Annotated in this window: 14 protein-coding genes and 1 pseudogene; 8 read left to right on the top strand and 7 right to left on the bottom strand. The window is 43.4% G+C overall.

What is annotated here, in order from left to right; translation table 11 throughout:
* The first annotated feature begins 13 nt into the window (after positions 1-13).
* Entirely contained in the window at positions 14-1603 is a 1590-nt protein-coding gene (locus RDN93_RS08145; RefSeq protein ID WP_308745042.1) for a S41 family peptidase, read from the top strand.
* 98 nt (positions 1604-1701) lie between these two features.
* On the opposite strand, the gene rhuM is transcribed toward RDN93_RS08145, so the two are convergent.
* From rhuM to RDN93_RS08115, 6 genes are all read right to left on the bottom strand, one after another.
* Positions 1702-2679: a RhuM family protein gene (rhuM, locus tag RDN93_RS08140; protein ID WP_308745041.1), complete on the bottom strand. Its 978-nt coding sequence runs from the start codon at positions 2677-2679 to the stop codon at positions 1702-1704.
* 110 nt (positions 2680-2789) lie between these two features.
* The gene (locus tag RDN93_RS08135) at positions 2790-4379 is read right to left on the bottom strand and encodes a glycoside hydrolase family 30 protein (RefSeq protein WP_308745040.1); all 1590 of its coding nucleotides are present in this window, start codon (positions 4377-4379) and stop codon (positions 2790-2792) included.
* A gap of 30 nt (positions 4380-4409) precedes the next feature.
* A complete protein-coding gene (locus RDN93_RS08130; RefSeq protein ID WP_308745039.1) occupies positions 4410-6035 on the bottom strand; it encodes a glycoside hydrolase in 1626 nt (541 codons plus the stop codon).
* 10 nt (positions 6036-6045) lie between these two features.
* The gene (locus tag RDN93_RS08125) at positions 6046-7653 is read right to left on the bottom strand and encodes a RagB/SusD family nutrient uptake outer membrane protein (RefSeq protein WP_308745038.1); all 1608 of its coding nucleotides are present in this window, start codon (positions 7651-7653) and stop codon (positions 6046-6048) included.
* A gap of 22 nt (positions 7654-7675) precedes the next feature.
* Complete coding sequence (locus RDN93_RS08120; protein WP_308745037.1) at positions 7676-10705, bottom strand: TonB-dependent receptor; 3030 nt, start codon at positions 10703-10705, stop codon at positions 7676-7678.
* 21 nt (positions 10706-10726) lie between these two features.
* The gene (locus tag RDN93_RS08115) at positions 10727-12133 is read right to left on the bottom strand and encodes a hypothetical protein (RefSeq protein WP_308745036.1); all 1407 of its coding nucleotides are present in this window, start codon (positions 12131-12133) and stop codon (positions 10727-10729) included.
* Positions 12134-12350: 217 nt separating this feature from the next.
* Here RDN93_RS08115 and RDN93_RS08110 point away from each other — a divergent pair, with 217 nt between their 5' ends.
* The 6 genes from RDN93_RS08110 (at position 12351) to RDN93_RS08085 (ending at position 23179) form a co-directional block, all read left to right on the top strand.
* Positions 12351-16499 carry a two-component regulator propeller domain-containing protein gene (locus RDN93_RS08110; protein WP_308745035.1) on the top strand — a complete coding sequence of 1383 codons (4149 nt, stop codon included), beginning with the start codon at positions 12351-12353 and terminating at the stop codon, positions 16497-16499.
* A gap of 77 nt (positions 16500-16576) precedes the next feature.
* The gene (locus tag RDN93_RS08105; RefSeq protein WP_308745034.1) at positions 16577-17449 is read left to right on the top strand and encodes a helix-turn-helix transcriptional regulator; all 873 of its coding nucleotides are present in this window, start codon (positions 16577-16579) and stop codon (positions 17447-17449) included.
* Positions 17450-17569: 120 nt separating this feature from the next.
* On the top strand, positions 17570-18274 hold the full coding sequence (locus tag RDN93_RS08100) for a succinate dehydrogenase/fumarate reductase cytochrome b subunit (protein WP_308745033.1): 705 nt from the start codon (positions 17570-17572) through the stop codon (positions 18272-18274).
* A gap of 37 nt (positions 18275-18311) precedes the next feature.
* Entirely contained in the window at positions 18312-20291 is a 1980-nt protein-coding gene (locus RDN93_RS08095; protein ID WP_308745032.1) for a fumarate reductase/succinate dehydrogenase flavoprotein subunit, read from the top strand.
* 36 nt (positions 20292-20327) lie between these two features.
* Positions 20328-21083 (top strand): succinate dehydrogenase/fumarate reductase iron-sulfur subunit, encoded by a 756-nt coding sequence (locus RDN93_RS08090; protein ID WP_308745031.1) that lies wholly within the window; start codon positions 20328-20330, stop codon positions 21081-21083.
* Positions 21084-21403: 320 nt separating this feature from the next.
* Positions 21404-23179, top strand: a complete 1776-nt coding sequence (locus RDN93_RS08085) for an oxaloacetate decarboxylase (RefSeq protein ID WP_308745030.1) — start codon at positions 21404-21406, stop codon at positions 23177-23179.
* 103 nt (positions 23180-23282) lie between these two features.
* On the opposite strand, the gene RDN93_RS08080 is transcribed toward RDN93_RS08085, so the two are convergent.
* A complete protein-coding gene (locus tag RDN93_RS08080) occupies positions 23283-23780 on the bottom strand; it encodes an HU family DNA-binding protein (protein WP_308745029.1) in 498 nt (165 codons plus the stop codon).
* A gap of 349 nt (positions 23781-24129) precedes the next feature.
* On the opposite strand from RDN93_RS08080, the pseudogene RDN93_RS08075 reads away from it, so the two are divergent.
* Positions 24130-24600 (top strand): annotated as a pseudogene (locus RDN93_RS08075) (ATP-binding protein); the annotation flags it as partial.
* Positions 24601-24841: the final 241 nt, after the last annotated feature.

Below are 24841 nucleotides of genomic sequence, written 5' to 3'. Positions count from 1 at the left end.
GTAAAGTAAAATTATGAATAAGATTAAAATATACGTCCTTTGGGCTTGTCTGTGGACAGTATCAGCCGTACAGGCTCAGAATTTCGGTTCGGCTGCCATGCGCAAGCTGCAAATGGCAGAATTTGCCATCTCCAACTTCTATGTAGACAAAGTAGATGAAAACAAACTGGTAGAAGAAGCCATTATCAAAATGCTGGCACAACTCGACCCGCACTCCACCTACTCAGATGCAGAAGAAGTGAAGAAGATGAACGAACCATTACAAGGCAACTTCGAGGGTATCGGTGTACAGTTCCAGATGATTGAAGACACCTTGCTAGTGGTGCAACCTGTCAGCAACGGGCCTTCAGAAAAGGTGGGCATCCTTGCCGGTGACCGCATTATCGCTGTCAACGACAGTGCCATTGCTGGAGTAAAGATGAATACGGAAGATATTATGAAACGCCTTCGCGGCCCGAAAGGCTCCAAAGTCAATCTGAAAATTATCCGCCGTGGTGTACAAGACCCTTTGGTATTCACCGTAAAAAGAGATAAGATACCTATCCTCAGCCTTGACGCCTCTTACATGATTCAGCCCAAGACAGGCTATATCCGTATCAACCGTTTCGGAGCGACAACTGCCGAAGAGTTCAAGAAAGCAATGAAGGAACTTCAAAAGCAGGGAATGAAAGATATGATTCTCGACCTGCAAGGTAACGGTGGAGGGTATCTCAATGCTGCCATCGACCTCGCCAACGAGTTTCTGGAACAAAAGGAATTAATCGTCTACACCGAAGGACGGACTGCCAAGCGCAGCGATTTCTACGCCAAAGGAAACGGGGACTTCCGTAATGGTCGCCTTATCGTATTGGTTGACGAATATACAGCTTCCGCCAGTGAAATCGTCAGTGGAGCAGTGCAGGATTGGGACAGAGGTATTATCGTAGGCCGGCGTTCTTTCGGCAAAGGATTGGTGCAACGTCCTATCGACCTTCCCGACGGCTCAATGATTCGCCTGACTATCGCCCGTTATTATACACCCGCCGGCCGCTGCATCCAAAAGCCTTACGACAGTTCGACAGATTACAACAAGGACTTGATAGAACGCTTCAACCACGGTGAGCTGATGAATGCCGACAGTATCCACTTCCCCGACTCATTAAAAGTACAGACCAAGAAGCTCGGACGTACCGTTTACGGTGGTGGTGGCATCATGCCGGATTATTTCGTGCCTATTGATACGACTCTCTACACGGATTATCACCGCAACCTGGTAGCCAAAGGCGTTGTTATCAAGTTCACCATGAAGTTTATCGAAGGACACCGGAAGGAATTAGCCAACAAGTACAAGAAATTCGAATCATTTAATGATAAGTTTATCATAGATGATGAAATGATGGCTACTTTGCGTGAAATGGGTGATAAAGAGGGCGTGAAGTTTAACGAAGAGCAGTACCAGAAATCGCTCCCGCTAATCAAGACGCAACTCAAAGCCTTGATTGCCCGTGACCTCTGGGATATGAACGAATATTTCCGGGTAATGAATACGACGAATGAGAGTGTGCAAAAAGCTTTGAAGATATTGAATTCGGATGAGTATCAGAAGAAATTGAAAGCAAATTAGCCCTGATATTGGCACTATAAAATATTTTGTGTAAATGAGAAACACCTTGTGGCGAGGTATCTCTCGTTATCTATATCACTCATTAATAAGACCTGAATTCAATTATTCTTATTAATCAAATTGATTACTACCTTCACCATCACGTCCTTTTCTTCCGTCCGACTTTCGGCAATCATTAACGTAAGTGCTACAAGGGTATTGTTGCCGATTAACTTCGAACCGTCGGATTTATACAGTATACCGTTCTTCTCCAGAAACCAAAGAAGCAGGAAAGCGGCAATACGCTTGTTACCGTCACTGAACGAATGATTCTTCACGACAAGGTAGAAAAGCATCGCTGCTTTCTCTTCAACGCTCGGATAAAGTTCTTCTCCACCGAATGTCTGATAAATGGTATTAATAGAACTTTTGAATGACTGGTCCTTTTCATTTCCAAACAAATCACTGCTTCCGAACTTTTCCTGCAAAAGGTGAATGGCTTCCATAGCTTCTTCATAGGTGGCACGGAATTCCCAGGTAGGAGTAGTGGAGTCCACTTCCAATTGTTGATAGTCATATTTATCGAGCGTATCCAGACCGTAAGTGTAATCGGTAATCACACGCAATAGTCCATTGGCTTCATCCAACGTCAATTGCTTGTGTTCGATGACGTTAGAAAGAAGGCGCACGGTGTTCTTCAAATCTTCCAGTTGAGCAGCTTTGGCTTGCTGATTAATGGCATAACCTTTAATCAGATAATCCTTTAACACTTTGTTTGCCCAGATACGAAATTGGGTGCCGCGTTGCGACTTTACACGATAGCCGACGGAGATGATTACATCCAGATTGAAATACTCTACTTGATATATCTTTCCATCAGAAGCAGTTGTTGCATTTTTTGCAACAACTGAACTTCTGTCTAGCTCACCTTCTCTAAACACATTACTTATATGTCTTGATATCACCGATTTGTCACGATCAAAAAGTTCTGTTATCTGACTCAATGTCAGCCACACCGTCTCATTCTCCAACTTCACATCAATGGACATTTTTCCATCCTTGGTCTGATAAATGACAATATTTCCTCTATTGTCCATAAAATGCCTCCTTTTTTATGCATTGTGTCCCTCCATTACCTTCGTAGTAATGGACGGACACACAAATGTACAGCTTTCAAAAAGAAATAAAAAGATAAAGCCGTTTTTAGTTATTTGTTCTGAAGAGTTACAATAGAGCGCGCCGGAATCTGAACAATCTTTCCACTTTTCACTATCCCCACCGGAAGCAAGTCTTCCCCTTCTTTATCTGAAGTACGATAAATCTGCCATTGTGCATTTCCTACTTTTTCTTTATAAATAGAAAACTCTTTTTCTTCATTGGCATAATTAATAACTACCATCACATACGTTCCGTCTACATTCTTATAAGCAGAACACATCAATCCTTGTTGGTCGGTATCACCATCGGGAATCAAAGCACCTGTCTTATCGAAAGCCGAGACGGATAACCGTACAGCTCCCGGACGGATAAAGCGACTGTAATTTCCCAAAGCCCACATGAGTTTGGAGTCTTCTACCCTGCCATCCAAGAAGTTGTCGCCCGTTGTGTATTCACGAATCAATCCGTCTTTGTAGTCACCACCGATGGCACGCCACCATTGCCAGCTCTTAGCTTTGGCATATACGATGTCATGATGGATGATACGGGCTACATAGAGCGCAGTTTTCATCGTACGGTCGAAGCCGTTTCCGCCGCCGATTTCTTCATCATTACCCATGATGCAAGTCTCTGTCTGCCAGAAGTCGACATTATGCTTGTCCAATGTATCGCGCAACTGACAACGGATATTGCGCAGTTCGCTCAATGGCGTAGTAGTCCAGTAACTATGTCCAAGCATCAGTCGGGGAACATTCGGTGTATCTCCCAAGTACGTATCCACACTATCCCGACAAAAGAAAGCCTGAATCTGATATCCCCGCTGCCAGTCCGTTTCGTGAGTGCGGAACATACAACGGTAGTCGGAAGACTCATTGACAAGAATCTGTGTATCCATATTCCGGTTTACGAACTCTTTGCTCAACAAGCGGACGGTATGAGCTACCTCCCTGTTTGTTGCCGGACAGCCTTCCTGTTTTGGCCCCACCCAGTTCCAGTGCCCGTCCGGTTCGTTGAAAGGACAAATGTAATCAAATTTGATACCGTCATGCTCTTCTACCCCTTGCACTACGTCTGCCAGAAAACGGGCGTACTTTTCGTAACAGTCCGGCTTCAAGTTAGCCGTGCCGCCACGACCGGTATTGGTAGCCAACCCGTTCTGCGTATAATACACAGGGGGAGAGTTCAAGAAAGCAAGGAATTTGTTCACTCCCCGTTCCTTTGCCAGTTTCAGGAAGTTGCGCTGTCCCCGTTGCTTGTTCCAGTCGTATGTTCCGTCGGCGTTGAGGAAACATTCGGCACGCATCCAGGGGGAAGCAATCTGACTGGCTTCGCCCTGTTCAGTGCTGCCCGCCCCGACGTTGAAACGCCAGAGAGACAGGCCAATACCCTTCGGCTGTCCGTTCGCATCATTCTCGGTGCTGAATAGCCAGTCGGCAATCTGATTCTGCTTTTCCTGCGGCCAAAGTCCGATGAATTGCATACTCCAGGCATCGGAAGCGCCGAAATATGCCATCGTTTGACAGGGTTTGTCCGTTTCTATCTGAAAATTGATATCGGGGGCAGGACGGGAAGAACATCCACCCGCCATACCTGCGATTGAGAAGAAGCCTAAAGCGGCTAAGAGCGTTTTACCTTTCATAGTCTAATCTAATACCTGTTGAAAACCATTTTATTGAAGAGTATAAATAAAGGTAGATATACCTTTAGCAGGTACCACACCTTTATTATAGCCGGGTTCACGTTTCAAGTCCTTTGCTTCAGAAGTAGTGTATTGTTCAAAACCACCCACTTCTTTACCTAATCCTTCAAACGTATTATTTATTTCCGCACGTTTATCGGTCATATTTGTATATACCACTACCAGTTTATCTTTCTCCGGTGAAATATAAGCTGTAGCAAAGAAATCCTTCGTTTCTTCTTCCATCTTTAAATCAATACGCTGATAACCTGGACGCACAAATGCACTGTAATTACCCAATACCCAAAGATTTTTGCTGGCCTTATAAGTGCCGTTAGTAGCCAGATCCTCGTAGCTTTCGCCGTCTTTTCCATCGGGAGAAAGGCGAATCAGATAAAAACGGCTCTTCTGACTCCAGCGTTCACGGCTACAAGTGGTCCAGTACGACCAGGAACTGACATTGGCTGTAGCCAAATCCTGATGAATCACTTTCGCCATACTCAAAGCCAGATCCATATAAGAAGCATCTCCATAACTAGCATAGTCTTCATAGTTTTCGCTCAACATACTCCATTCTGTCTGATAGACTTTCAAACCGTATTGTTCTGCTTTTGACTTGACGGAAGAACGGACAGAATACATATTACTCCAGTTTGTATCCAACCAATAGCTATGTCCGCAAATCAACTTTGGCAAATGAGCCAGATCACCGATATAAGTATCCGTGTTACCAGGATTAAAGAACGCTTCGATTACATCGCCGCGGGCACTTCCGGCATCACCATTACCATAAAGGTAATCCCATTTTCCGGCTTCAGCCAATAGCATCTGAGTATCAGTCAACCCCTTCGCCGTCAGACTTGCATCCAGCGCCTTAGCTAGTGTTGCCACTTCTGTGTTCTGCCAGGCAGAACCTTCTTGCTCATTTCCATTCCAGTTATACTGAGGTTCATTAACCGGACTAATATGGCTTATATTGTAGCCTTCATCCACAAAATGCTTGGCACAAGTAGCTAAAAAGTCAGCAAAATCATCATAATGTTCCGGTTTTAAATTACTCCAGGCTCCTTTGTCTGAACGCGCCTGACCATTATAGGTATAATACACAGGAGGCGTGTTACTGAACAGCACAAACGACTCACAACCATACTCTTTTGCCTTTTCCATGAAATATCTTCGTCCGGCAGACTTAGACCAGTCATAACCACCGTTTGCACCTGTCAGGAAGCACTCGACACGACGCTCTTTCTTATCTGAGACAATACCACTCGCATCATCTTGTTCTTCAGAACCTCCTCCTAAATTAAACCGCCACATGGACAGGCCGATGCCTGATGAATTTCCTTTATCATCAACGTCGCAGGAGAAAAGCAATCTGGCAATAGCTTCCTTATTGGAAGTACTCCAATATTTACCCACATACTCCATATCCCATGCATCGGAAGAAGCAAAACCATCAATAGTCTGATATACTGTTGAAGCGTCAATAGTTACATTGATAGTAGTATCAGTCGGCAACTTAACTTCATATTCCGGCACGAATGTATATTCGTCATTACATGCGCAGAGCCCTGCCGCCATGCATGAAAGTCCTATAAATAAATTTCTGTGTTTCATAATGATTTAATTAATTATATCCGGGATTCTGTACTATGCTACCATTACTTTGGGTAATCTCTGTTGTAGGGATTGGGAACACTAAGTCACGCTCTTCCTTGAAGTTGCGCCCTTTAGAGCTACTTTCTTTTTGATTACCAACTTCATATGGATCGGCAGACTCTTCTGTATTATATTTTACAAATGAGCCATTCGGTCCCATAATATCACTCATTACAGACTTACCACTATCATTCTTCCAACGACGGATATCAAACAACCGCTGATTCTCCAAAGCCAGTTCAAGACGACGTTCCCGGCGTATGGCGTCACGAAGAGCAGTTCCATCCGATTCTACCGGGTCCAGTTCAACACGTTCTCTTACCTTATTCAATGCCCAGCGGGCCTGTCCGTCATCTCCCAGTGCATTTTCAACCTCAGCATACATCAACAACACGTCCGCATAACGCAAAATACGATAGTTCAACGGATTATGAGATGCATCATAAGGTTCCGGACGTTGGCTATGAGGAATGTACACCTTACGGGTCACACGACCTGATTTATGCGAAGTAGTAGAAACCGAATAAGGTACAGTAGCCGACCAGTGAGAATCGCCTGGTACGCTTGTCGCTTTATCCTTAATAATAGTCCATTTCAAACGAATATCATCACCTGCATCTTTGAAAGCTTCTTCGAGATTGCTAGTAGGCAGTCCCCATGCCCAGCCTCCATCATCACGAGAACCACAAACGACAGGCATTCTAAGTCCTAAATTATAAGCTATGTCACTATTAGTCTGTACTTCAAACAACGATTCGACGCTGTTGTTATGAGATATGCTCCATACATCTCCAAAATCATCCAATAAATCATACCCTTGTGACGCATGACCGTTCAATCCCATCACTTGCTCCAACATATCTTCTGCTTCTTCATATTTCTCTTGATAAAGATAAACTTTCGCCAACAAGCCTTGTGCCGCCCCTTTGGTTGCACGGCCCAAATCTGCACCGGAATATTCACTTTTAACCGGCAGGATGCCCGCAGCATCTTTCAGGTCATTCTCAATCTGAGTATATACCTCTGCTGTAGAAGCACGCTGAATACCTTCCACTTCAACAGGCATCTTCATTCCCAACACCATAGGTACACCACCAAAATATCTCACCAAATCAAAGTATTGATAAGCACGCAGGAACTTTGCCTCAGCCACATAACGGTCTCTTAACGATTCATCTTCAAACTCTACACCCGGTATTCTTTCAATTGCAATATTACATCGTAATATACCTTTGTAACGGTATTGCCAGAAGTTCTGGCTACATTCTCCCCCACCATAAGCATCTCCCGTAAAGAAGGCCAAATCTTCGTAAGCACCCTGATCCTCACCTGTATTACCTACCCACATATCATCCGTGCACATGTCACCACACAGGTAAAACTTCTGTACCTGCCACCAGTCATCCCAAAATATGGACTGATAACACCCTGTAATTTGTTGCTTACATTGATCTTCATTGATAAAATACTCACCTAAATCCTGCTGTCCGAGTACAGGTGTATCCAAAAAATCAGAACAGCCGGTCAAGGATAATGTAGAAGCGGCTATAACCAAGCCTAAAATATATATTTTCATATTCTTATCTCCGTTAATAACATTAGAAATTCATGTTGATTCCAAAAAGATATGTACGCGGGTTGGGATATCCCGCCCAGTCAATACCCGACTCTGTCACTTTTCCCTCAGTACCCAAAGCTGCCGCTTCAGGATCCATTCCTGAATATCCGGTAATAGTAAACGGATTCTGTGCCGAGAAAGAAAGGCGCAATGAAATCTTCTTTGTCCATTTCTTCGGCAATGTATATCCAATCTGCAATTGTTTGCAGCGTAAATAAGAACCGTCTTCCACATAGAAAGAAGAAACACGGGTCCAATTCTGGTTAGCGTCATTATAGGACAGGCGAGGCAAATCATAACTTGTCCCTTCACCATGCCAGGAAGCATTATAAGTTCCAGCATATACATTCTCACCAGATACACCCGAGTGACGTCCTTTGGTCGTATTGTACACATCGTTCCCTATCGTTCCGTAGAAGTTGGCTGCAAAGTCTATGTTTTTCCATGATAAACGGGCATTAATACCAATCATCAGATCAGGGAACGCATTTCCAATGAAAGTCTTGTCGTTGTCATCCAACTTTCCGTCATGATTCAAATCCTTGAAACGAATATCTCCCGGTTGTGCATTCGGCTGAATCCGCGTACCATATTCATCAGTATGTGCATTCACCTCCGTCCAGTTCTGGAAAATTCCGTCAGCTATATATCCGTAGAAACGACTAATCTCGCCCCCTTCTTCATTGCGGATGATGTAATCTCCATTGAAACTACCGGCATTAATCGGAGTAGAACCCAATAATTTAATAGCTTTGTTCTTGACAGAAGACAAGTTCACACCAATCCCGTAATCGAAATCACCTTTGCGATCTTCCCAATTGACAGAAAGTTCCCAACCGGTAGCTCTCATCTTACCTACATTTTCCCACATTTGACCGTTCCACATCGGGAAACCCAATATCAGCATATTGTCCTTTTTCAGTAACATATCATGAGATTCCTTACGGAACCATTCTGCAGTTACCGACAAACGTTTTTTCAAGAATGCCATATCAATACCGACATTGTAATCTTCTACAGTCTCCCATCTAATCAACGAGTTACCTATTGAGCCTACCGCCGTACCTATTTCACGATTGCCACCGAAAACATAGTCTGCAGCCCCGATAGTGGACTGATAAGCAGAATTGTCAATATTTTGATTTCCTACACGTCCCCATCCGCCGTGAATCTTCAAATTATCAAATATATGCTGCCGCTTCATAAATGGTTCCTCAGAAATACGCCACGCTGCAGACACTGCGGGAAAAGTTGCATACTGGTTGTCTTTCATAAATTTGGAAGAACCGTCCACACGAATAGAAGCAGTCAGATAATAACGATCGTTATAATTATACATCACACGACCTAAATAAGAAATCAATGAAGAATACGCATTTACACCTGCTGTTTGTGGATTCTGTGTACCAGCCGAAACATAGTGCAGGTTCTCTTCATTAGTAGGCGTACGTTCCTTGGAGCCTTCCAACCAATATTCCTGAAAACGTTCCATCGTATATCCGGCCATCACATTCAAATTGTGCTTCCGGTTGAAGCTCTTAATCCAGTTTACCGTATTTGTCCAGTTCCAGTCTACCCAATTATCCGTCTTACGATAGGCTTTACTGTAATCGGATTTCTCCAACGTATCTATATTGAAAGCAGGAGTGAATTCATCCGAAATACGGAAGCGGGCGTTCACACCGAACTGTGAACGGATTACCAACCCCTTAACCGGTTCAATGTTTACATAAGGATTGGCCAATAAACCATATTCATCGCTGTGTTTGTCCATACGTGCCAACTGCGCAACCGGATTCCATACCAAATTATTGCTGGAACGTGCGTAATTATCGTATACATTAGTAGTCCACTCGCTTTGAGAACGCATGATAGGAGTAGTCGGATCCATAGCCATTATGTTCCCCAACAGATTTGGAGTATCTGTCCAATTCTCATATTTCGGAGTGAAATCAATACCCGCTTTCACTATGCTATTAAAAGTATACTCCATACTGAAACGTGCAGTCAGCTTCTGCCAGTTACCAACAGTATATTGCGAGTCTTGTCCGAAGTAACCGATATTAGCCGAATAGAGCAATTTATCCGTACCACCCGAGAAGTTAAAGTTATAATTATGAATCAATGCTGTCTTCTTCATACTTTCATCCCACCAGTCCGTGCCTTCTGCGTCGGTAATATTCTCTTTACTATTGTAACGCGGTTCGGCATTATCATTGATATAACGCGCCTTAAACACATATTCGTACTCGGAAGCTTTTGCCATATCCGGCTTTTTCAGTGTCTGAAACCCGGCAGAAGCAGAGAAACCAAACTGAGTAGCTCCCTTTTTACCTTTCTTGGTAGTAATAAGGACAACACCATTAGACCCACGTGTACCGTAAATAGCTGCTGCAGAGGCATCTTTCAGAACTTGCATAGATTCAATATCATTCTGATCGAGAAAATTAATATTAGTTCCCACCGGCATTCCATCCACTACATATAATGGGTCAGAACCATTGACAGTAGATACACCACGGATAATGACACGAGGTGAAGTTCCCGGACCGCCGCCACCAGTAATCTGTACACCATTAATCTTTCCCTGCAAAGCATTCATCGCGTTACCACCAGCCAACTTCCTCAGTTCATCGCCCTTGATGGCAGATATAGAACTTGTCAGATCGCTCTTTTTCACAGCACCATAACCGATAACAACAACTTCCTCCAAAGCTTGTGTATCGTCCTCCATCACGACATTGATTATGCTTTTCCCATTGACTCTGATTTCCTGCGTCTTATACCCGATCATGGAGAACACAATAGTCGCATCCCCGGAAACATTAGCCAATGTGTAATTTCCATCCAAATCAGTAACAGTTCCATTGGTCGTACCTTTCACCAAAACAGTCAAACCAATCATTGGTTCCTTATCACTCGCTGCAATAGCAGTACCAGTCAGACTTCCCTGCTGAGCATAAAGGCTCAGCGTAAAGAACGATAATAACAAAAATAGATATCGCTTCATGTTTTTATAGCATTATTTTAATTATTTCTTCAACAACTTAGACTGAACAAGATGTGTATCAAAGATAAAAGTGTATGTACCTACCGGCACCTTTTTCGATGAGTCATTGACACCTGTTGCAAATGATTCATTTTTACCATCAAACCGCCAGCCGGGTTCCAACCAGTCACCCGCTGCACTATAAGGAGTTATTGTTACATCAAAAGAGTCTTGTTTACTCCAAGTCAGTTCAGCGGTAAGACAATGTGGATTATCAGAATCCTGAGTCAATTCATACACATTTTTAGGTCCGTCCCAGCCTTTGGCATTATCAAACCATCCACCGACAAAGCCCATTTTGAGTCCGTCAATCACCGGTACTCCCGGATCATAAGCTTCTACTTCATAAACTCCCTCTTCAGTATTGAAGTTTATTTCATAATAACCCTTTTCCGGCAAAATAATCGGTTGTATATCTCCAGAGATACCTGTTAATTTTCCCGGATTATTTATATCGTCACCAAAGCAGATACTAAAACTATATTTACTTGTAATAAAACGAATCGGAGTATTTGCCGCAGGTGAATAGCAACGAGCCTTATAAGTAAAGTTTGCAACACGTTCTATGGGCATTGGAACTCCCCATACGTCATTCCCTGTAAGCAACTTAGTATCTGTTCCCTCAAAATCAACCAAATACATGTTCTCATAATCTTTCACTCTGGAAACAAGTACTGAATAATTCTTCTCCGCAACATTGCCCAAAGCATCAACAGCACGTATTACTAAAGTGTAAGTCCCTGTTTTGTCAGAAGGAAAGACTATGGTAGTTTTCAATGTTCCTTTTTTCAAATCTTCTCCTTCAACATCTACATGTTCCAAAATATCCAAATTGGGGACAGCCAACTCCAGATAATCCAATTCTTTATTATCCTCCGCTGTAAACCAGAAAGTTTTAGAAGTTCCTTCAGATAATACAATATTTATATTATCACTCAGAAGACCGATAGAAGGTTTTAAAACCGGCTCTGTATAATCACCATCCATTGTTATCAATACATCATCCTCTACAGTGCGTCCGCCCAGGTCGGTTACAGTTATCTTTACACTGAAACTCTCCCCTTTAGTCTTCTCAGGAATAGTGAAACCATAATTCAGGTTATATTCATACAATGGTTCAGAATAAAGAGCCAGCAATTCAATCGTTTTATCCAGATAAAGTTCATCAGATTGTAATCTAATTGAACGGATACCGTCCTTATCCGCTATCTTACCGGTAATTTTAAATTCATATCCTGTCAAAGTACGGATATGTCCGGAAGTTAATTCAAGAGTTGGAGACTGTCCATCTACATCTTTGTAGTCTTTATCATCACTGCATCCAACCAATAAGGCCGTAGCCGAAAGGAAAGTCCACAAAACCGTGCCATGCAACAATTTAGCTTTCATAATAATTAGTATTTAATGATTAATATTGTCTTAGTACGATTTATCTATATATGAATATTTTAAATCGACATCACAAATTTAGACCATTCCTATTATAAAAACAGATAAAAATCATGCAGAGAAGCATCACAAATCATGCAATGCACGATTTACATACGCTAAATAAAATATTTATTCCTATTTTTGAACCTGTAAATGAAACGAATAGGCACGAGTTATGAGAAAACACATTGCGTTTGGCACTTTATTTCTTTTCCTGTCTTTATTATCAGTCTCCCAACTGACAGCGCAACCTTATTCTGTAAAACGGTTGGGTATTGAGCAAGGACTTTCTAATAATTATGTAGTCAGTATCGCGCAGGACAAGCAAGGGTTCCTGTGGTTTGCCACGGAAGAAGGGCTCAATAAGTTTGACGGCACCCGTTTCATCACCTTTTATAAGAACGACCCGTCCAAGAATTCCCAAAGTATCACCGGGAATGAACTTAACCGGATATATGCCGACCCGGAACGTCCCATTGTATGGATTGCTACGCAACGTGACGGGTTAAATGCCTACAATTATCATTCGCTGACATTTACCGCTTATCAGCATGACCCGCAGAATCCGCATAGCCTGATAACAAACGATGTCACGGATATAGCCGCTTCCACAGAAAGTATGGACGGATTATGGATAAGTACTTATTATAGAGGCATAGACTATCTCAATACTACCACCGGACAGTTCACGCATTACAACAAGACAACCGTTCCGGCATTAGGCTGCGAACAGACATGGACCGTATTAGATGGTGGAGACGACAATCTTTATATCGGACATGTGAACGGAGGTTTCAGCATACTTTCCTTGAAAGACAAGAGTGTAAGGAACTTCAAAAATGAACCGGACAATCCCAACAGCCTGCCTGGGAATGATGTACGGACTATACTAAAAGACAATAACGGAAATATATGGCTTGGGACAGACAACGGTCTGGCCCTCTATAATGCCACGACCCAAAACTTTATAACCTTCCGTCAGAATCCGAACGACAAACATGGTACACTCTCCAGCCGCATCTTCTCTATCAAGCAACTGAATGATAATAAATTATGGATTGCGTCCGAATTGAACGGTATCGCCATACTCGACCTGAAGCAGAGCCAGTTCTTTTCACCCAAACAGATTACTTTCGAATTTCTACGGGAAGGGGACGATAACCGCAGCCTTTCCAATGCCAGTGTGCGGTATATCTATCAGGACTCTTTCAATAACATTTGGATTGGGACATGGGGCGGCGGAATCAACTTTATCAGCAGTGAGCCCCCTTTATTCACGACTATTGATTATTCTCCTATCCACGACAATGAGAACAGTCTGAACAATAAGGTGGTAAGCAGTATCTGCGCCGATAGCCAAGGACGTCTGTGGATAGGTACGGACGGTAGCGGAATCAATGTGTTTAAGAATAACAAACGGATTGCCATATATAAAAAGGAAACAGGAGATTTACAGGCAAACTCTGTTCTGACCGCTTTCCGTGATTCCAGAGACAATCTATGGTTCGGTGCTTTTCAAGGAAGTATCAGCTATTATAACACCCGTGTAAAGGCATTCCGTTCAATCTCCCCAATGGGGAAATCCAATCTGGATGTCCGCACCTTTTACGAAGACAGCCAGCACCGTATCTGGATAGGATGCAGTGAAGGGATATTCGTCTACAATCCCGACAATATGAAAGTCATTCAACATTACCACACCGGCAACAGTGAGCTGCATGGCAATTTCATCCGGAGTATCGCACAGGACGAGAAAGGACGCTTCTGGATTGGCACATTCGGCGATGGAATGGGGGTTTATTCACCGGACTTCCACTTAATAAGGAAGTATATTCAAAGAGAAGGTTTCTGCTCCAACACTATCAATCAAATCTACCGGGACAAACAAAAAAGAATGTGGATAGCTACCGGAGACGGGCTGGTATGTTTCAATCCTATGAACGATTTGGATTACAAGACTTATCAACGCAAAGACGGTCTTGTCAATACGTGTATCCAAGCTATCACCGAAGACGAAACGGGAAATATCTGGTTCAGCAGTAACAAAGGTATCGGCTGCTATGTGACAGAAAAAGATTGTTTCTATTATTACGGTCACTCGGACGATGTGCCTGCCGGAAGTTTTATGAGTGCCAGTGTAGCAAGGAATATGGACGGGGCTATCTATTTCGGTTCTATCAACGGGGTGTGCTGCTTTACTCCCAACATCACAATGAGCGAACTTAAAACGCCGCCAATCATCATCACGGAAATGAAAATATTCGAGCGGCTGGATAATCAGGAAAGCAATGACACCTTTGTCTCACTGTTGGAAGGAAAAGAAGTGGAATTGACCCATGCCCAAAATACATTCAGCCTGACATTCAATGTACAGAACTACTCCCTTGTCAACCAAATGGAGTATGCCTATATGCTGAAAGGACTCGAAAACTCATGGTACACAGTCAACGAGAACAACAGCGTCACTTTCCGGAATATCCCGCCGGGGAAATATGAATTCCTTATCAAAGCGCGGGTGCATAATCAAGAATGGCCGGGCGAAGCTACTTCGCTCACCATCCGGATTAATCCACCCATCTGGCTGACGTGGTGGGCGAAGTTGGTCTACATACTGGTATCTGTCAGTATCATCTATCTTATTCTGCACGCTTACAAAAAGAAGCTGGATTTAGAAAGCCTCTATACACTGGAGAAGAAGAATCACGAACAAGAACAGGAGTTGAATGTGGAACGCCTGCGTTTCTACACGAATATCACCCATGAACTGCGCACACCGCTGACATTAATCCTCGGGCCTTTGGAAGATATGCAGAAAGACCAGTCTCTTCCGGTAAAACAGGCGCAGAAGCTGTCCGTCATTCATCAAAGTGCACTCCGGTTGCTCAATCTGATTAATCAGATATTGGAGTTCCGCAAGACGGAGACACAGAACAAGAAATTATGTGTCTGCAAAGGCAATATCGCCCCCCTAATCTACGAGACAGGGCTTAAATACAAGGAACTCAACCAGAAAACAAAGATTGACTTCCGGATTCAGATAGAGAAAGAGGAGATGCTTCTTTTCTTTGACAAGGAAATCGTTACCATTATTCTGGATAATCTGATTTCCAATGCTATCAAATATACAGAACAGGGATGCATCACACTGAGTCTTTATCAAACGGCACGCAATGAAGTGGCTTATACGGAGATTAAAGTCAGCGATACCGGATACGGAATTTCAGCCGAGGCTCTGCCGCATATTTTCGACCGTTATTATCAGGAAAGCGGTTCGCATCAGGCGTCCGGAACAGGTATCGGACTAGCTTTGGTCAGAAATCTCGTGGAACTGCATGAAGGGGAAATTCGCGTTGAGAGTACGCAAAACGAAGGGAGTACTTTCTATATCAGTCTGCTGACGGATAATATCTACCCAAATGCGTTACACACCGATTCAACAGAACTGGCTGAAAAGGAAGAAAGGCGGGATGCTGTCTCGAAAGATATACAGGATGCAGCAATGGATAGCGGCAAACCTATCCTGTTGATTGTAGAAGATAATGAGGAAATACAAAACTACATTGCCGAGTCTTTCTCAGATTCTTTTGAAGTCATCACAGCCAACAATGGCGAAGAAGGGAAACAACAGGCTCTCGACCATATTCCCGATATTATAGTCAGCGATATTATGATGCCTGTCATGGACGGTATCACGCTATGCCGGCAGTTGAAAGATGATGTACGTACAAGCCATATTCCTATCATACTGTTGACCGCGAAAGATTCCTTGCAGGACAAGGAAGAAGGATACGAGGTAGGGGCAGATTCTTATCTGACGAAGCCGTTCAGTGCTTCGTTGCTGCGCAGCCGCATCAATAATCTGCTTGAATCAAGGAAGAAACTGGTTGCACAATTCCAGTCGCAGCCTACTCCAAACAGTCATACAGCCTTAAATGAGAAACGTACGCTGATTACCGAAGCGCTGAGTAAACTTGACAATGAATTTATCGGAAGGATTACACTATTAATTGAAGAGAACCTTTCTTCGGAAAAGATTGATATCACTTACCTTTCAGATAAGATGTGTATGAGTAGTTCTACCCTTTACCGGAAAATGAAAGCGTTGACCGGACTGTCGACCAATGAATACATCCGAAAAGTAAAAATGGAGAATGCGGAACGCTTATTACTTGAAGGAAAATACAACATTTCCGAAATTGCTTACAAGGTAGGAATGAACAGTACAGGATATTTCCGCCAATGTTTTAAAGATGAGTTCGGTGTTTCTCCTTCGGATTATCTGAAACAAATCAAGAATCATATAAAACATTTCACTGAAACATAAATACAAGAAAACATTTCATTTTCCGCAAAAAAGCTTATCTTTGTTCCCCGAAGATAACAATTCATGAAATAAAACTCATGCCAGGAGATTCTTTTTGCATACAATATACAAACTGTGAAGGATGCCCCAGAGCCGCAGAGAACATCCTTGCACATAAAAACTTACCTAAGGGAGAGCATATCCCGAAGGATAAGTGTACGCAAAACTGTATGATTTTTATGATAAAAGGCGAGCTGCTTATCAATAGCGAAGAATATCCGGGAAACATATTGCGTGAAAAACAGTTCATCCTGCAAGCCATCGGCTCAAAGATAGAACTCCTGGCACTTACAGATGTCGAATACATTGTGTACTGGTTCAACGAACTGCCGTTGCTTTGCGAAGACCGTTACAAGGAAGTGATGGAACAAGCAGAAGCCCCTCTCACCTATACTCCGATGATTATGAGCGAAAGACTCTTTCATCTAATCACCAGTATGCCTGAATTCCTCAATGAGGAATCCCCTTGCAGCAAATACATTGAGCTGAAGTGCAAAGAGCTGGTTTTCCTGATTACCAACTTCTACCCCTTGCCGCAATTAAGTTCTTTCTTCTACCCTATCAGCACCTACACGGAAAGTTTCCATTACTTCGTGATGCAAAATTACAGCACTGTGAAGAACGTGGAAGAATTTGCACATCTGGGCGGTTATACCACCACTACTTTCCGCCGGCTTTTCAAGAACCTCTACGGTGTACCTGTGTACGAATGGATACTGGAGAAGAAGCGAGAAGGTATCCTGGAAGACCTTCAACACACTAAAATGCGCATAACGGAAATCTGCAACCGATACGGATTCGATTCCCTGTCCCACTTTGCGCACTTCTGCAAAGACTCTTTTGGCGACACTCCCCGCGCGCTGCGCAAGAAGGCAGCCAGCGGTGAAAAAATCGGAAAGATTGCCGATTAAGGAATTATTTCTTTAATTCCTTGCTCAATCAATCTATTTCCCCTATTTTTGCAGACTGTAAGAGGTGTAAAACGTCGAAATTTTAGTTCTAACAATTAAATAATTTAAATTCAATCATTTATGTGGTTAAGTAATTCATCTGTAGGAAGGAAAGTGGTGATGAGCGTTACCGGTATCGCCCTTGTCCTGTTTCTAACATTTCACATGGCGATGAACTTGGTTGCAATCATCTCGGCTGATGGTTACAACATGATCTGTGAATTCCTGGGAGCAAACTGGTATGCGTTAGTGGCTACCGCAGGATTGGCTGCTCTTTTCATCATTCACATCATCTACGCATTCTGGCTGACAATGCAGAATCGCAGAGCGCGTGGTAGCGAACGCTATGCAGTGACCGACAAGCCTAAAACTGTAGAATGGGCTTCCCAGAACATGCTGGTGTTGGGTATTATCGTAATCGTAGGTCTTGGCCTGCACCTCTTCAATTTCTGGGCAAAAATGCAGTTGCCGGAACTGATGCACAACATGGGCATGCACGCCGACACACTGACGCTGGCTTATGCCGCTAACGGCGCTTATCACATCCAGCAGACTTTCTCCTGCCCGGTTTACGTAGTTCTTTACCTCGTTTGGCTGTTTGCGCTGTGGTTCCACCTGACTCACGGTTTCTGGAGCTCCATGCAATCACTGGGATGGAACAACAAAGTATGGATTAGCCGTTGGAAATGCATCTCCAACATCTACTCTACAATTGTTGTACTCGGTTTCGCCCTCGTAGTAGTGGTATTCTTCGTGAAAACGCTGATTTGCGGCGGTGCTTGCTAAATAGGATATTGTAAATGATTAAATTGTAAATAATATTATGATCAAGATAGATTCAAAGATTCCGGAAGGCCCAGTGGCTGAGAAATGGACTAACTATAAAGCTCACCAGAAATTGGTGAACCCCGCTAACAAGCGTCGTTTGGATATCATCGTTGTGGGTACGGGTCTGGCAGGTGCTTCTGCCGCTGCTTCACTCGGTGAAATGGGTTTCAGAGTGTTCAACTTCTGTATCCAGGACTCTCCGCGCCGTGCACACTCTATCGCTGCACAGGGTGGTATCAATGCTGCTAAGAATTATCAAAATGATGGCGACTCCGTTTACCGTCTGTTCTACGATACAGTAAAAGGCGGTGACTACCGTGCCCGCGAAGCTAACGTATATCGTCTGGCTGAAGTATCCAACGCTATCATCGACCAATGTGTGGCTCAGGGTGTTCCCTTTGCCCGCGAATACGGCGGTACGCTGGACAACCGTTCTTTCGGTGGTGCCCAGGTATCACGTACTTTCTATGCTAAAGGTCAGACAGGTCAGCAGTTGTTGCTGGGCGCCTACTCCGCACTGAGCCGCCAGGTGAACGTAGGTACTGTAAAACTGTACACACGTTACGAAATGCAGGACGTTGTCATCGTTGACGGACGTGCCCGCGGTATCATCGCTAAAAACTTAATCACAGGTAAACTGGAACGTTTCGCCGCTCATGCCGTAGTTATCGCTACCGGTGGTTACGGTAACGCTTACTTCCTGTCTACCAACGCTATGGGTTGTAACTGTACGGCTGCCATCTCTTGTTACCGCAAAGGTGCTGTATTCGCTAACCCTGCATATGTTCAGATTCACCCGACTTGTATCCCGGTACACGGTGACAAACAGTCCAAACTGACTCTGATGTCCGAATCTCTCCGTAACGACGGTCGTATCTGGGTTCCGAAGAAGAAAGAAGACGCAGTGAAACTCCAAAAAGGCGAAATCAAAGGAAGCGATATTCCTGAAGAAGACCGCGACTATTACTTGGAACGCCGCTATCCGGCATTCGGTAACCTCGTTCCGCGTGACGTTGCCAGCCGTGCCGCCAAAGAACGTTGCGACGCAGGTTTCGGTGTAAACAATACCGGCTTGGCTGTATTCCTCGATTTCTCTGAAGCCATCAACCGTTTGGGCATTGACGTTGTTCTTCAACGTTACGGTAACCTCTTCGATATGTACGAAGAAATCACTGATGTCAACCCGGGCGAACTGGCAAAAGAAATCAATGGGGTGAAATATTATAATCCGATGATGATTTATCCGGCTATCCACTATACAATGGGTGGTATCTGGGTAGACTACGAACTGCAAACCACTATCAAGGGACTGTTCGCTATCGGTGAATGTAACTTCTCCGACCACGGTGCAAACCGCCTCGGTGCTTCTGCATTGATGCAAGGTCTCGCTGACGGTTACTTCGTATTGCCTTACACTATCCAAAACTACCTGGCAGACCAGATTACTGTTCCTCGTTTCTCTACTGACCTTCCCGAATTTGCTGAAGCAGAAAAGGCAGTTCAGGCTAAGATTGACAAGTTCATGAGCATCCAAGGTAAGGAATCAGTTGATTCTATCCACAAGAAACTGGGTCACATCATGTGGGAATACGTAGGTATGGGACGTACGGCAGAAGGCTTGAAGAAAGGTATCGCCGCACTGAAAGAAATCCGCAAGGAATTCGAAACTAATCTGTTTATCCCTGGTTCTAAAGAAGGAATGAACGTAGAGCTTGACAAAGCAATCCGTCTGTACGACTTCATCACTATGGGTGAGCTTGTTGCTTACGATGCATTGAACCGTAACGAAAGTTGTGGTGGTCACTTCCGCGAAGAATACCAGACCGAAGAAGGAGAAGCAAAACGTGATGACGAAAACTTCTTCTACGTAGCATGCTGGGAATATCAGGGCGACGATGAAAAGGCTCCGGTATTGTACAAAGAACCGTTGGTTTACGAAGCTATCAAGGTTCAGACCCGTAACTACAAGAGCTAATCGGCGAAGTTAAACATTAAAAAGAATTAGAAGAAAATGGATAAGAATATATCATTTACACTGAAGGTATGGCGCCAGGCCGGCCCGAAGGCTAAAGGTGCTTTTGAAACCTACCAAATGAAGGATATCCCCGGTGATACTTCATTCCTTGAAATGCTGGATATCCTGAACGAACAGTTAATCAGCGATGGAAAAGAACCTATCGTATTCGACCATGACTGTCGCGAAGGTATCTGCGGTATGTGTTCCCTGTATATCAACGGACATCCGCACGGTCCTGCAACAGGTGCTACTACTTGCCAGATTTATATGCGCCGTTTCAACGACGGTGACACAATCACTGTTGAACCTTGGCGTTCGGCAGGGTTCCCTGTTATCAAGGACTTGATGGTAGACCGTACTGCCTATGACAAGATTATGCAGGCCGGTGGCTATGTAAGCGTCCGCACAGGTGCTCCTCAGGATGCCAACGCTATCCTGATTGCAAAACCTATCGCTGACGAAGCTATGGATGCCGCTTCCTGTATCGGTTGCGGTGCTTGTGTAGCTGCATGTAAGAATGGTTCTGCCATGTTGTTCGTTTCTGCAAAGGTCAGCCAGTTGAACTTGCTCCCGCAAGGTAAACCGGAAGCTTTGCGTCGTGCAAAAGCCATGTTGTCCAAAATGGACGAACTGGGCTTCGGTAACTGTACCAACACTCGCGCTTGCGAGGCTGAATGTCCGAAGAACATTTCTATCAGCAACATCGCCCGCTTGAACCGTGACTTCATCATCGCGAAATTGAAAGACTAAAAAACTGCTAGTTTTCGAGTTGAGAGACAATTTGATTAATGACAGAATCCCCTGCCGGCGTGCCGACAGGGGATTTTTTTTCACCATTCTCACTTAAAAGGTTGCTCTTTTACATAAAAGCCAATTACCCACCCGCTGAATCAGTTTAACATAAGACCAAGCCTAAACAAGAGCGAAAAGTTCCTATCTACTTGCATTATGATATATAACATATCTTTTCACCTATATTATCAAGCATTTAATTGACTATATGTCAGAATATTCCTTTATATTTGTATATGTGAAGTTAACCGAAAAAAGAACGTTTAATGCTGACTACAATGAAAAAGGAAATTAAGTTTAGTCTTGTTTATCGGGACATGTGGCAGTCTTCCGGTAAATATCAGCCGCGAGTTGACCAACTAGTACGTATAGCTCCTTTAATTATTGAAATGGGGTGTTTCGCACGAGTTGAAACCAATGGGGGTGCTTTCGAGCAAGTAAACCTGTTATACGGTGAAAACCCCAACAAAGCCGTCCGTGCTTTCACTCAACCTTTCAGAGAAGCTGGCATCCAAACGCATATGCTTGACCGCGGTCTGAATGCGTTGCGAATGTATCCTGTTCCCGCAGACGTGCGCAGACTGATGTATAAAGTCAAACATGCACAAGGCGTAGACATTACACGTATCTTCTGCGGACTGAATGAGACGAGAAACATAATTCCTTCCATTAAGTATGCTTTGGATGCAGGCATGATACCACAAGCAACGCTCTGCATTACTTACTCTCCGGTGCATACCGTTGAATATTATGCCCGAATTGCCGATCAGTTAATTGCTGTCGGCGCACCGGAAATCTGCTTAAAAGATATGGCAGGCGTGGGACGTCCGGGTATGTTAGGACGACTGGTCAAGACTATTAAAGAAAAACACCCGGAGATATTGATACAGTACCACGGTCATAGCGGTCCCGGATTATCTATGGCATCTATCCTCGAAGTCTGTGAGAACGGTGCGGATATTATCGATGTAGCCATGGAGCCCATGTCCTGGGGCAAGGTTCATCCGGACATTATTTCCGTACAGGCAATGTTAAAGGACTTGGGATTCCAGGTTCCTGACATAAACATGAAAGCATATATGAAAGCCCGTGCCATGACGCAAGAATTCATTGACGATTTCTTAGGTTATTTCATGGATACCACCAACAAGTATATGTCCTCACTTCTATTAAAGTGTGGTTTACCGGGTGGAATGATGGGTTCTATGATGGCAGACCTGAAAGGTGTACATTCCGGCATCAATATGATATTAAGAAGCAAGAACGAACCGGAACTCAATATTGACGACCTGCTTGTCATGCTTTTCGATGAAGTGGAATATGTATGGCCCAAGTTAGGCTATCCCCCTTTAGTAACCCCTTTCAGCCAGTATGTAAAGAACGTTGCATTAATGAACCTCATGCAACTGGTGAAAGGTGAAGAACGCTGGACAATGATAGACAATCACACCTGGGACATGATTTTAGGCAAAAGCGGACGTCTTCCCGGCACTCTTGCACCGGAGATTGTGGAACTGGCAAAATCCAAAGGATATGAATTTGTCGATACAGACCCGCAGTTGAACTATCCGGATGCTTTGGATAACTACCGCAAGGAAATGGACGAGAACGGCTGGGAATATGGAGAAGATGATGAAGAACTCTTTGAATTGGCTATGCACGACCGTCAATATCGCGACTATAAATCGGGCGCTGCCAAGAAGCGTTTTGAGGAAGAACTGCAACGTGCCAAAGATGCATCCATGGTAAAGAATGGCTATTCGGAAGAAGAGATAAAGAAACTGAAACGTGCGAAAGCCGACCCCGTCATTGCCCCCGCCAACGGACAAGTACTTTGGGAGGTGTCCGTAGAAGGACCGTCGACCGCGCCATTCATCGGGTGCAAATATCAACACGATTCTGTACTATGTTATCTTTCCACTCCGTGGGGAGAATACGAAAAAGTATTTACCGGATTTACCGGGCGTATTGTTGAAGTATGCGCACAGCAAGGTGATAATGTCCATAAAGGAGATGTGATAGCTTATATCCAAAGAAGTGACATTTTCGCATGATTAATAATTAAGTAATAAGAAATGCACAGATTATCGGTTATTAATCCGATTCTCTGTGCATCACTACTACTCTAAAGCCACTTCCAAGACAAAACCAGCCTAATTATGCAGCCGGATCCGGTGTCTCACCGTCATCCCCTTTCCCATCATCACCGGAACCCGGATTTCCGCCGGTATTACCACCGTTACTACTTCCATCCGTATAATCCGTTTCAATCTCCACACGACGGGTGATGCTCATATCTTCCAACGTATTCTTGAAAATTTTTCCCGGATAGAAGTTAATCTTCCTTTGAATGATTGATTTCGCCGACACATCTTTCGCATCATCTGCACTTTTCGTGTGAATAGTGGGATTAAAGATGCCAAACTCACCTAATTGTACGCTCTTTCCGTCGTCAATATCCTCTGCCATAATATCCACCAGGCCACTGACTACTAGATCTACCACCTTGCGGTGAACGCCACAAAGTTGACTTACTTTACGACACATTTTGGTGAAATTTACTCTACCGGAACGAACCGATTTCGCTACATACTTCTCGTTTTTGTCCTTGTCAAAACCGAACACACGTTTTGTTACTACATACTCTAAAGCCATAATTGTTAAAGTTTAAATGGTTAAAAAAATAAGGGTTATCTGTATGCCATTCTCTTTGTTTGAATGACTCTGCAAAGATATAACGGGGCACATACCGCCCAGTCCCCTTTTGTCCCCATTGTGTCTTCTTTCGTCATCTATGAGCTATCAGAATGAAACAGTAACGTACTAATTATTAATCAAATATACAAACTAATTAATTTTCGGAGAATGCGTTCATACTATACTTGTCACCCAATAAAAGTATAACAATACAAACTAACATATATACAACTAACAACTTTGTTACTAACAAACTTATTAGTTATTTCAGAGATCACATTTGCTCATTGCAACAAAGAGAATTATCATGGAAAAACCTTTTGTTTTTGGTGTAGCCACCTCCGGTAATAACTTTACGGACAGGGAGAAAGAGACTTAACGTTTACTCCTCAACTTTGCACATGGAGTAAATACAGTACTTATTTCTCCTAGAAGATGGGGAAAAACATCGCTCGTTAAGAAAGTAGCCCAGCTATCACAAGATAATAAGAGGAAAGTCGTTTATATAGATATCTTTTCTTGCCGCACCGAAAATGAGTTTTATCGTCTCTTTGCCACCTCTGTCTAGAAACAAACTTCTTCCAAATGGAATGAATGGATTGAGAATACGAAACAATTTCTTTCACACATAAATCCTAGAATCTCTATTGGAGCGGATCCAATGAACGATTTCTCTATTTCATTCGAGTACAATATGCAGAATAATGCGGAAAATGACATCTTGCAGTTACCCGAAAAAATAGCAATAGAGAAAGGAATACAGATAGTCATTTGCATTAAATTAAATACTATATTCCACAATACGCACTTTCCCGTATTAGATTTGTATCAGCCCGATAAAGTATACCAACTAAGAAAGTACATATTATTTGTATAACATTATTTTACCACTTCACATGCGTAACAAAACGAAATTCAAGTCAGAAACATCCCCTTACACAGAAAAAAGTTTATCTTTTATATTAAATCCCCGTCAACGTTTCTAATAAATTCTTGCACCGTTTATTATAAACGGTATC

This window comes from uncultured Bacteroides sp. (assembly GCF_902491285.1).
In the GTDB taxonomy this organism is placed as follows: Bacteria; Bacteroidota; Bacteroidia; order Bacteroidales; family Bacteroidaceae; genus Bacteroides.
Note: the sequence above shows the minus strand (reverse complement) of the source record. Positions and strands in the feature narration are given on the sequence as shown.

Excerpts from the sequence above, each read along its gene's own strand:
- RDN93_RS08130 (WP_308745039.1), bottom strand. The coding sequence starts at position 6,035 with ATGAAACACAGAAATTTATTTATAGGACTTTCATGCATGGCGGCAGGG.
- RDN93_RS08110 (WP_308745035.1), top strand. The coding sequence starts at position 12,351 with ATGAGAAAACACATTGCGTTTGGCACTTTATTTCTTTTCCTGTCTTTA.
- RDN93_RS08125 (WP_308745038.1), bottom strand. The coding sequence starts at position 7,653 with ATGAAAATATATATTTTAGGCTTGGTTATAGCCGCTTCTACATTATCC.
- RDN93_RS08085 (WP_308745030.1), top strand. The coding sequence starts at position 21,404 with ATGAAAAAGGAAATTAAGTTTAGTCTTGTTTATCGGGACATGTGGCAG.
- RDN93_RS08145 (WP_308745042.1), top strand. The coding sequence starts at position 14 with ATGAATAAGATTAAAATATACGTCCTTTGGGCTTGTCTGTGGACAGTA.
- RDN93_RS08120 (WP_308745037.1), bottom strand. The coding sequence starts at position 10,705 with ATGAAGCGATATCTATTTTTGTTATTATCGTTCTTTACGCTGAGCCTT.
- rhuM (WP_308745041.1), bottom strand. The coding sequence starts at position 2,679 with ATGGACAATAGAGGAAATATTGTCATTTATCAGACCAAGGATGGAAAA.
- RDN93_RS08080 (WP_308745029.1), bottom strand. The coding sequence starts at position 23,780 with ATGGCTTTAGAGTATGTAGTAACAAAACGTGTGTTCGGTTTTGACAAG.
- RDN93_RS08095 (WP_308745032.1), top strand. The coding sequence starts at position 18,312 with ATGATCAAGATAGATTCAAAGATTCCGGAAGGCCCAGTGGCTGAGAAA.
- RDN93_RS08135 (WP_308745040.1), bottom strand. The coding sequence starts at position 4,379 with ATGAAAGGTAAAACGCTCTTAGCCGCTTTAGGCTTCTTCTCAATCGCA.
- RDN93_RS08115 (WP_308745036.1), bottom strand. The coding sequence starts at position 12,133 with ATGAAAGCTAAATTGTTGCATGGCACGGTTTTGTGGACTTTCCTTTCG.
- RDN93_RS08105 (WP_308745034.1), top strand. The coding sequence starts at position 16,577 with ATGCCAGGAGATTCTTTTTGCATACAATATACAAACTGTGAAGGATGC.
- RDN93_RS08100 (WP_308745033.1), top strand. The coding sequence starts at position 17,570 with ATGTGGTTAAGTAATTCATCTGTAGGAAGGAAAGTGGTGATGAGCGTT.
- RDN93_RS08090 (WP_308745031.1), top strand. The coding sequence starts at position 20,328 with ATGGATAAGAATATATCATTTACACTGAAGGTATGGCGCCAGGCCGGC.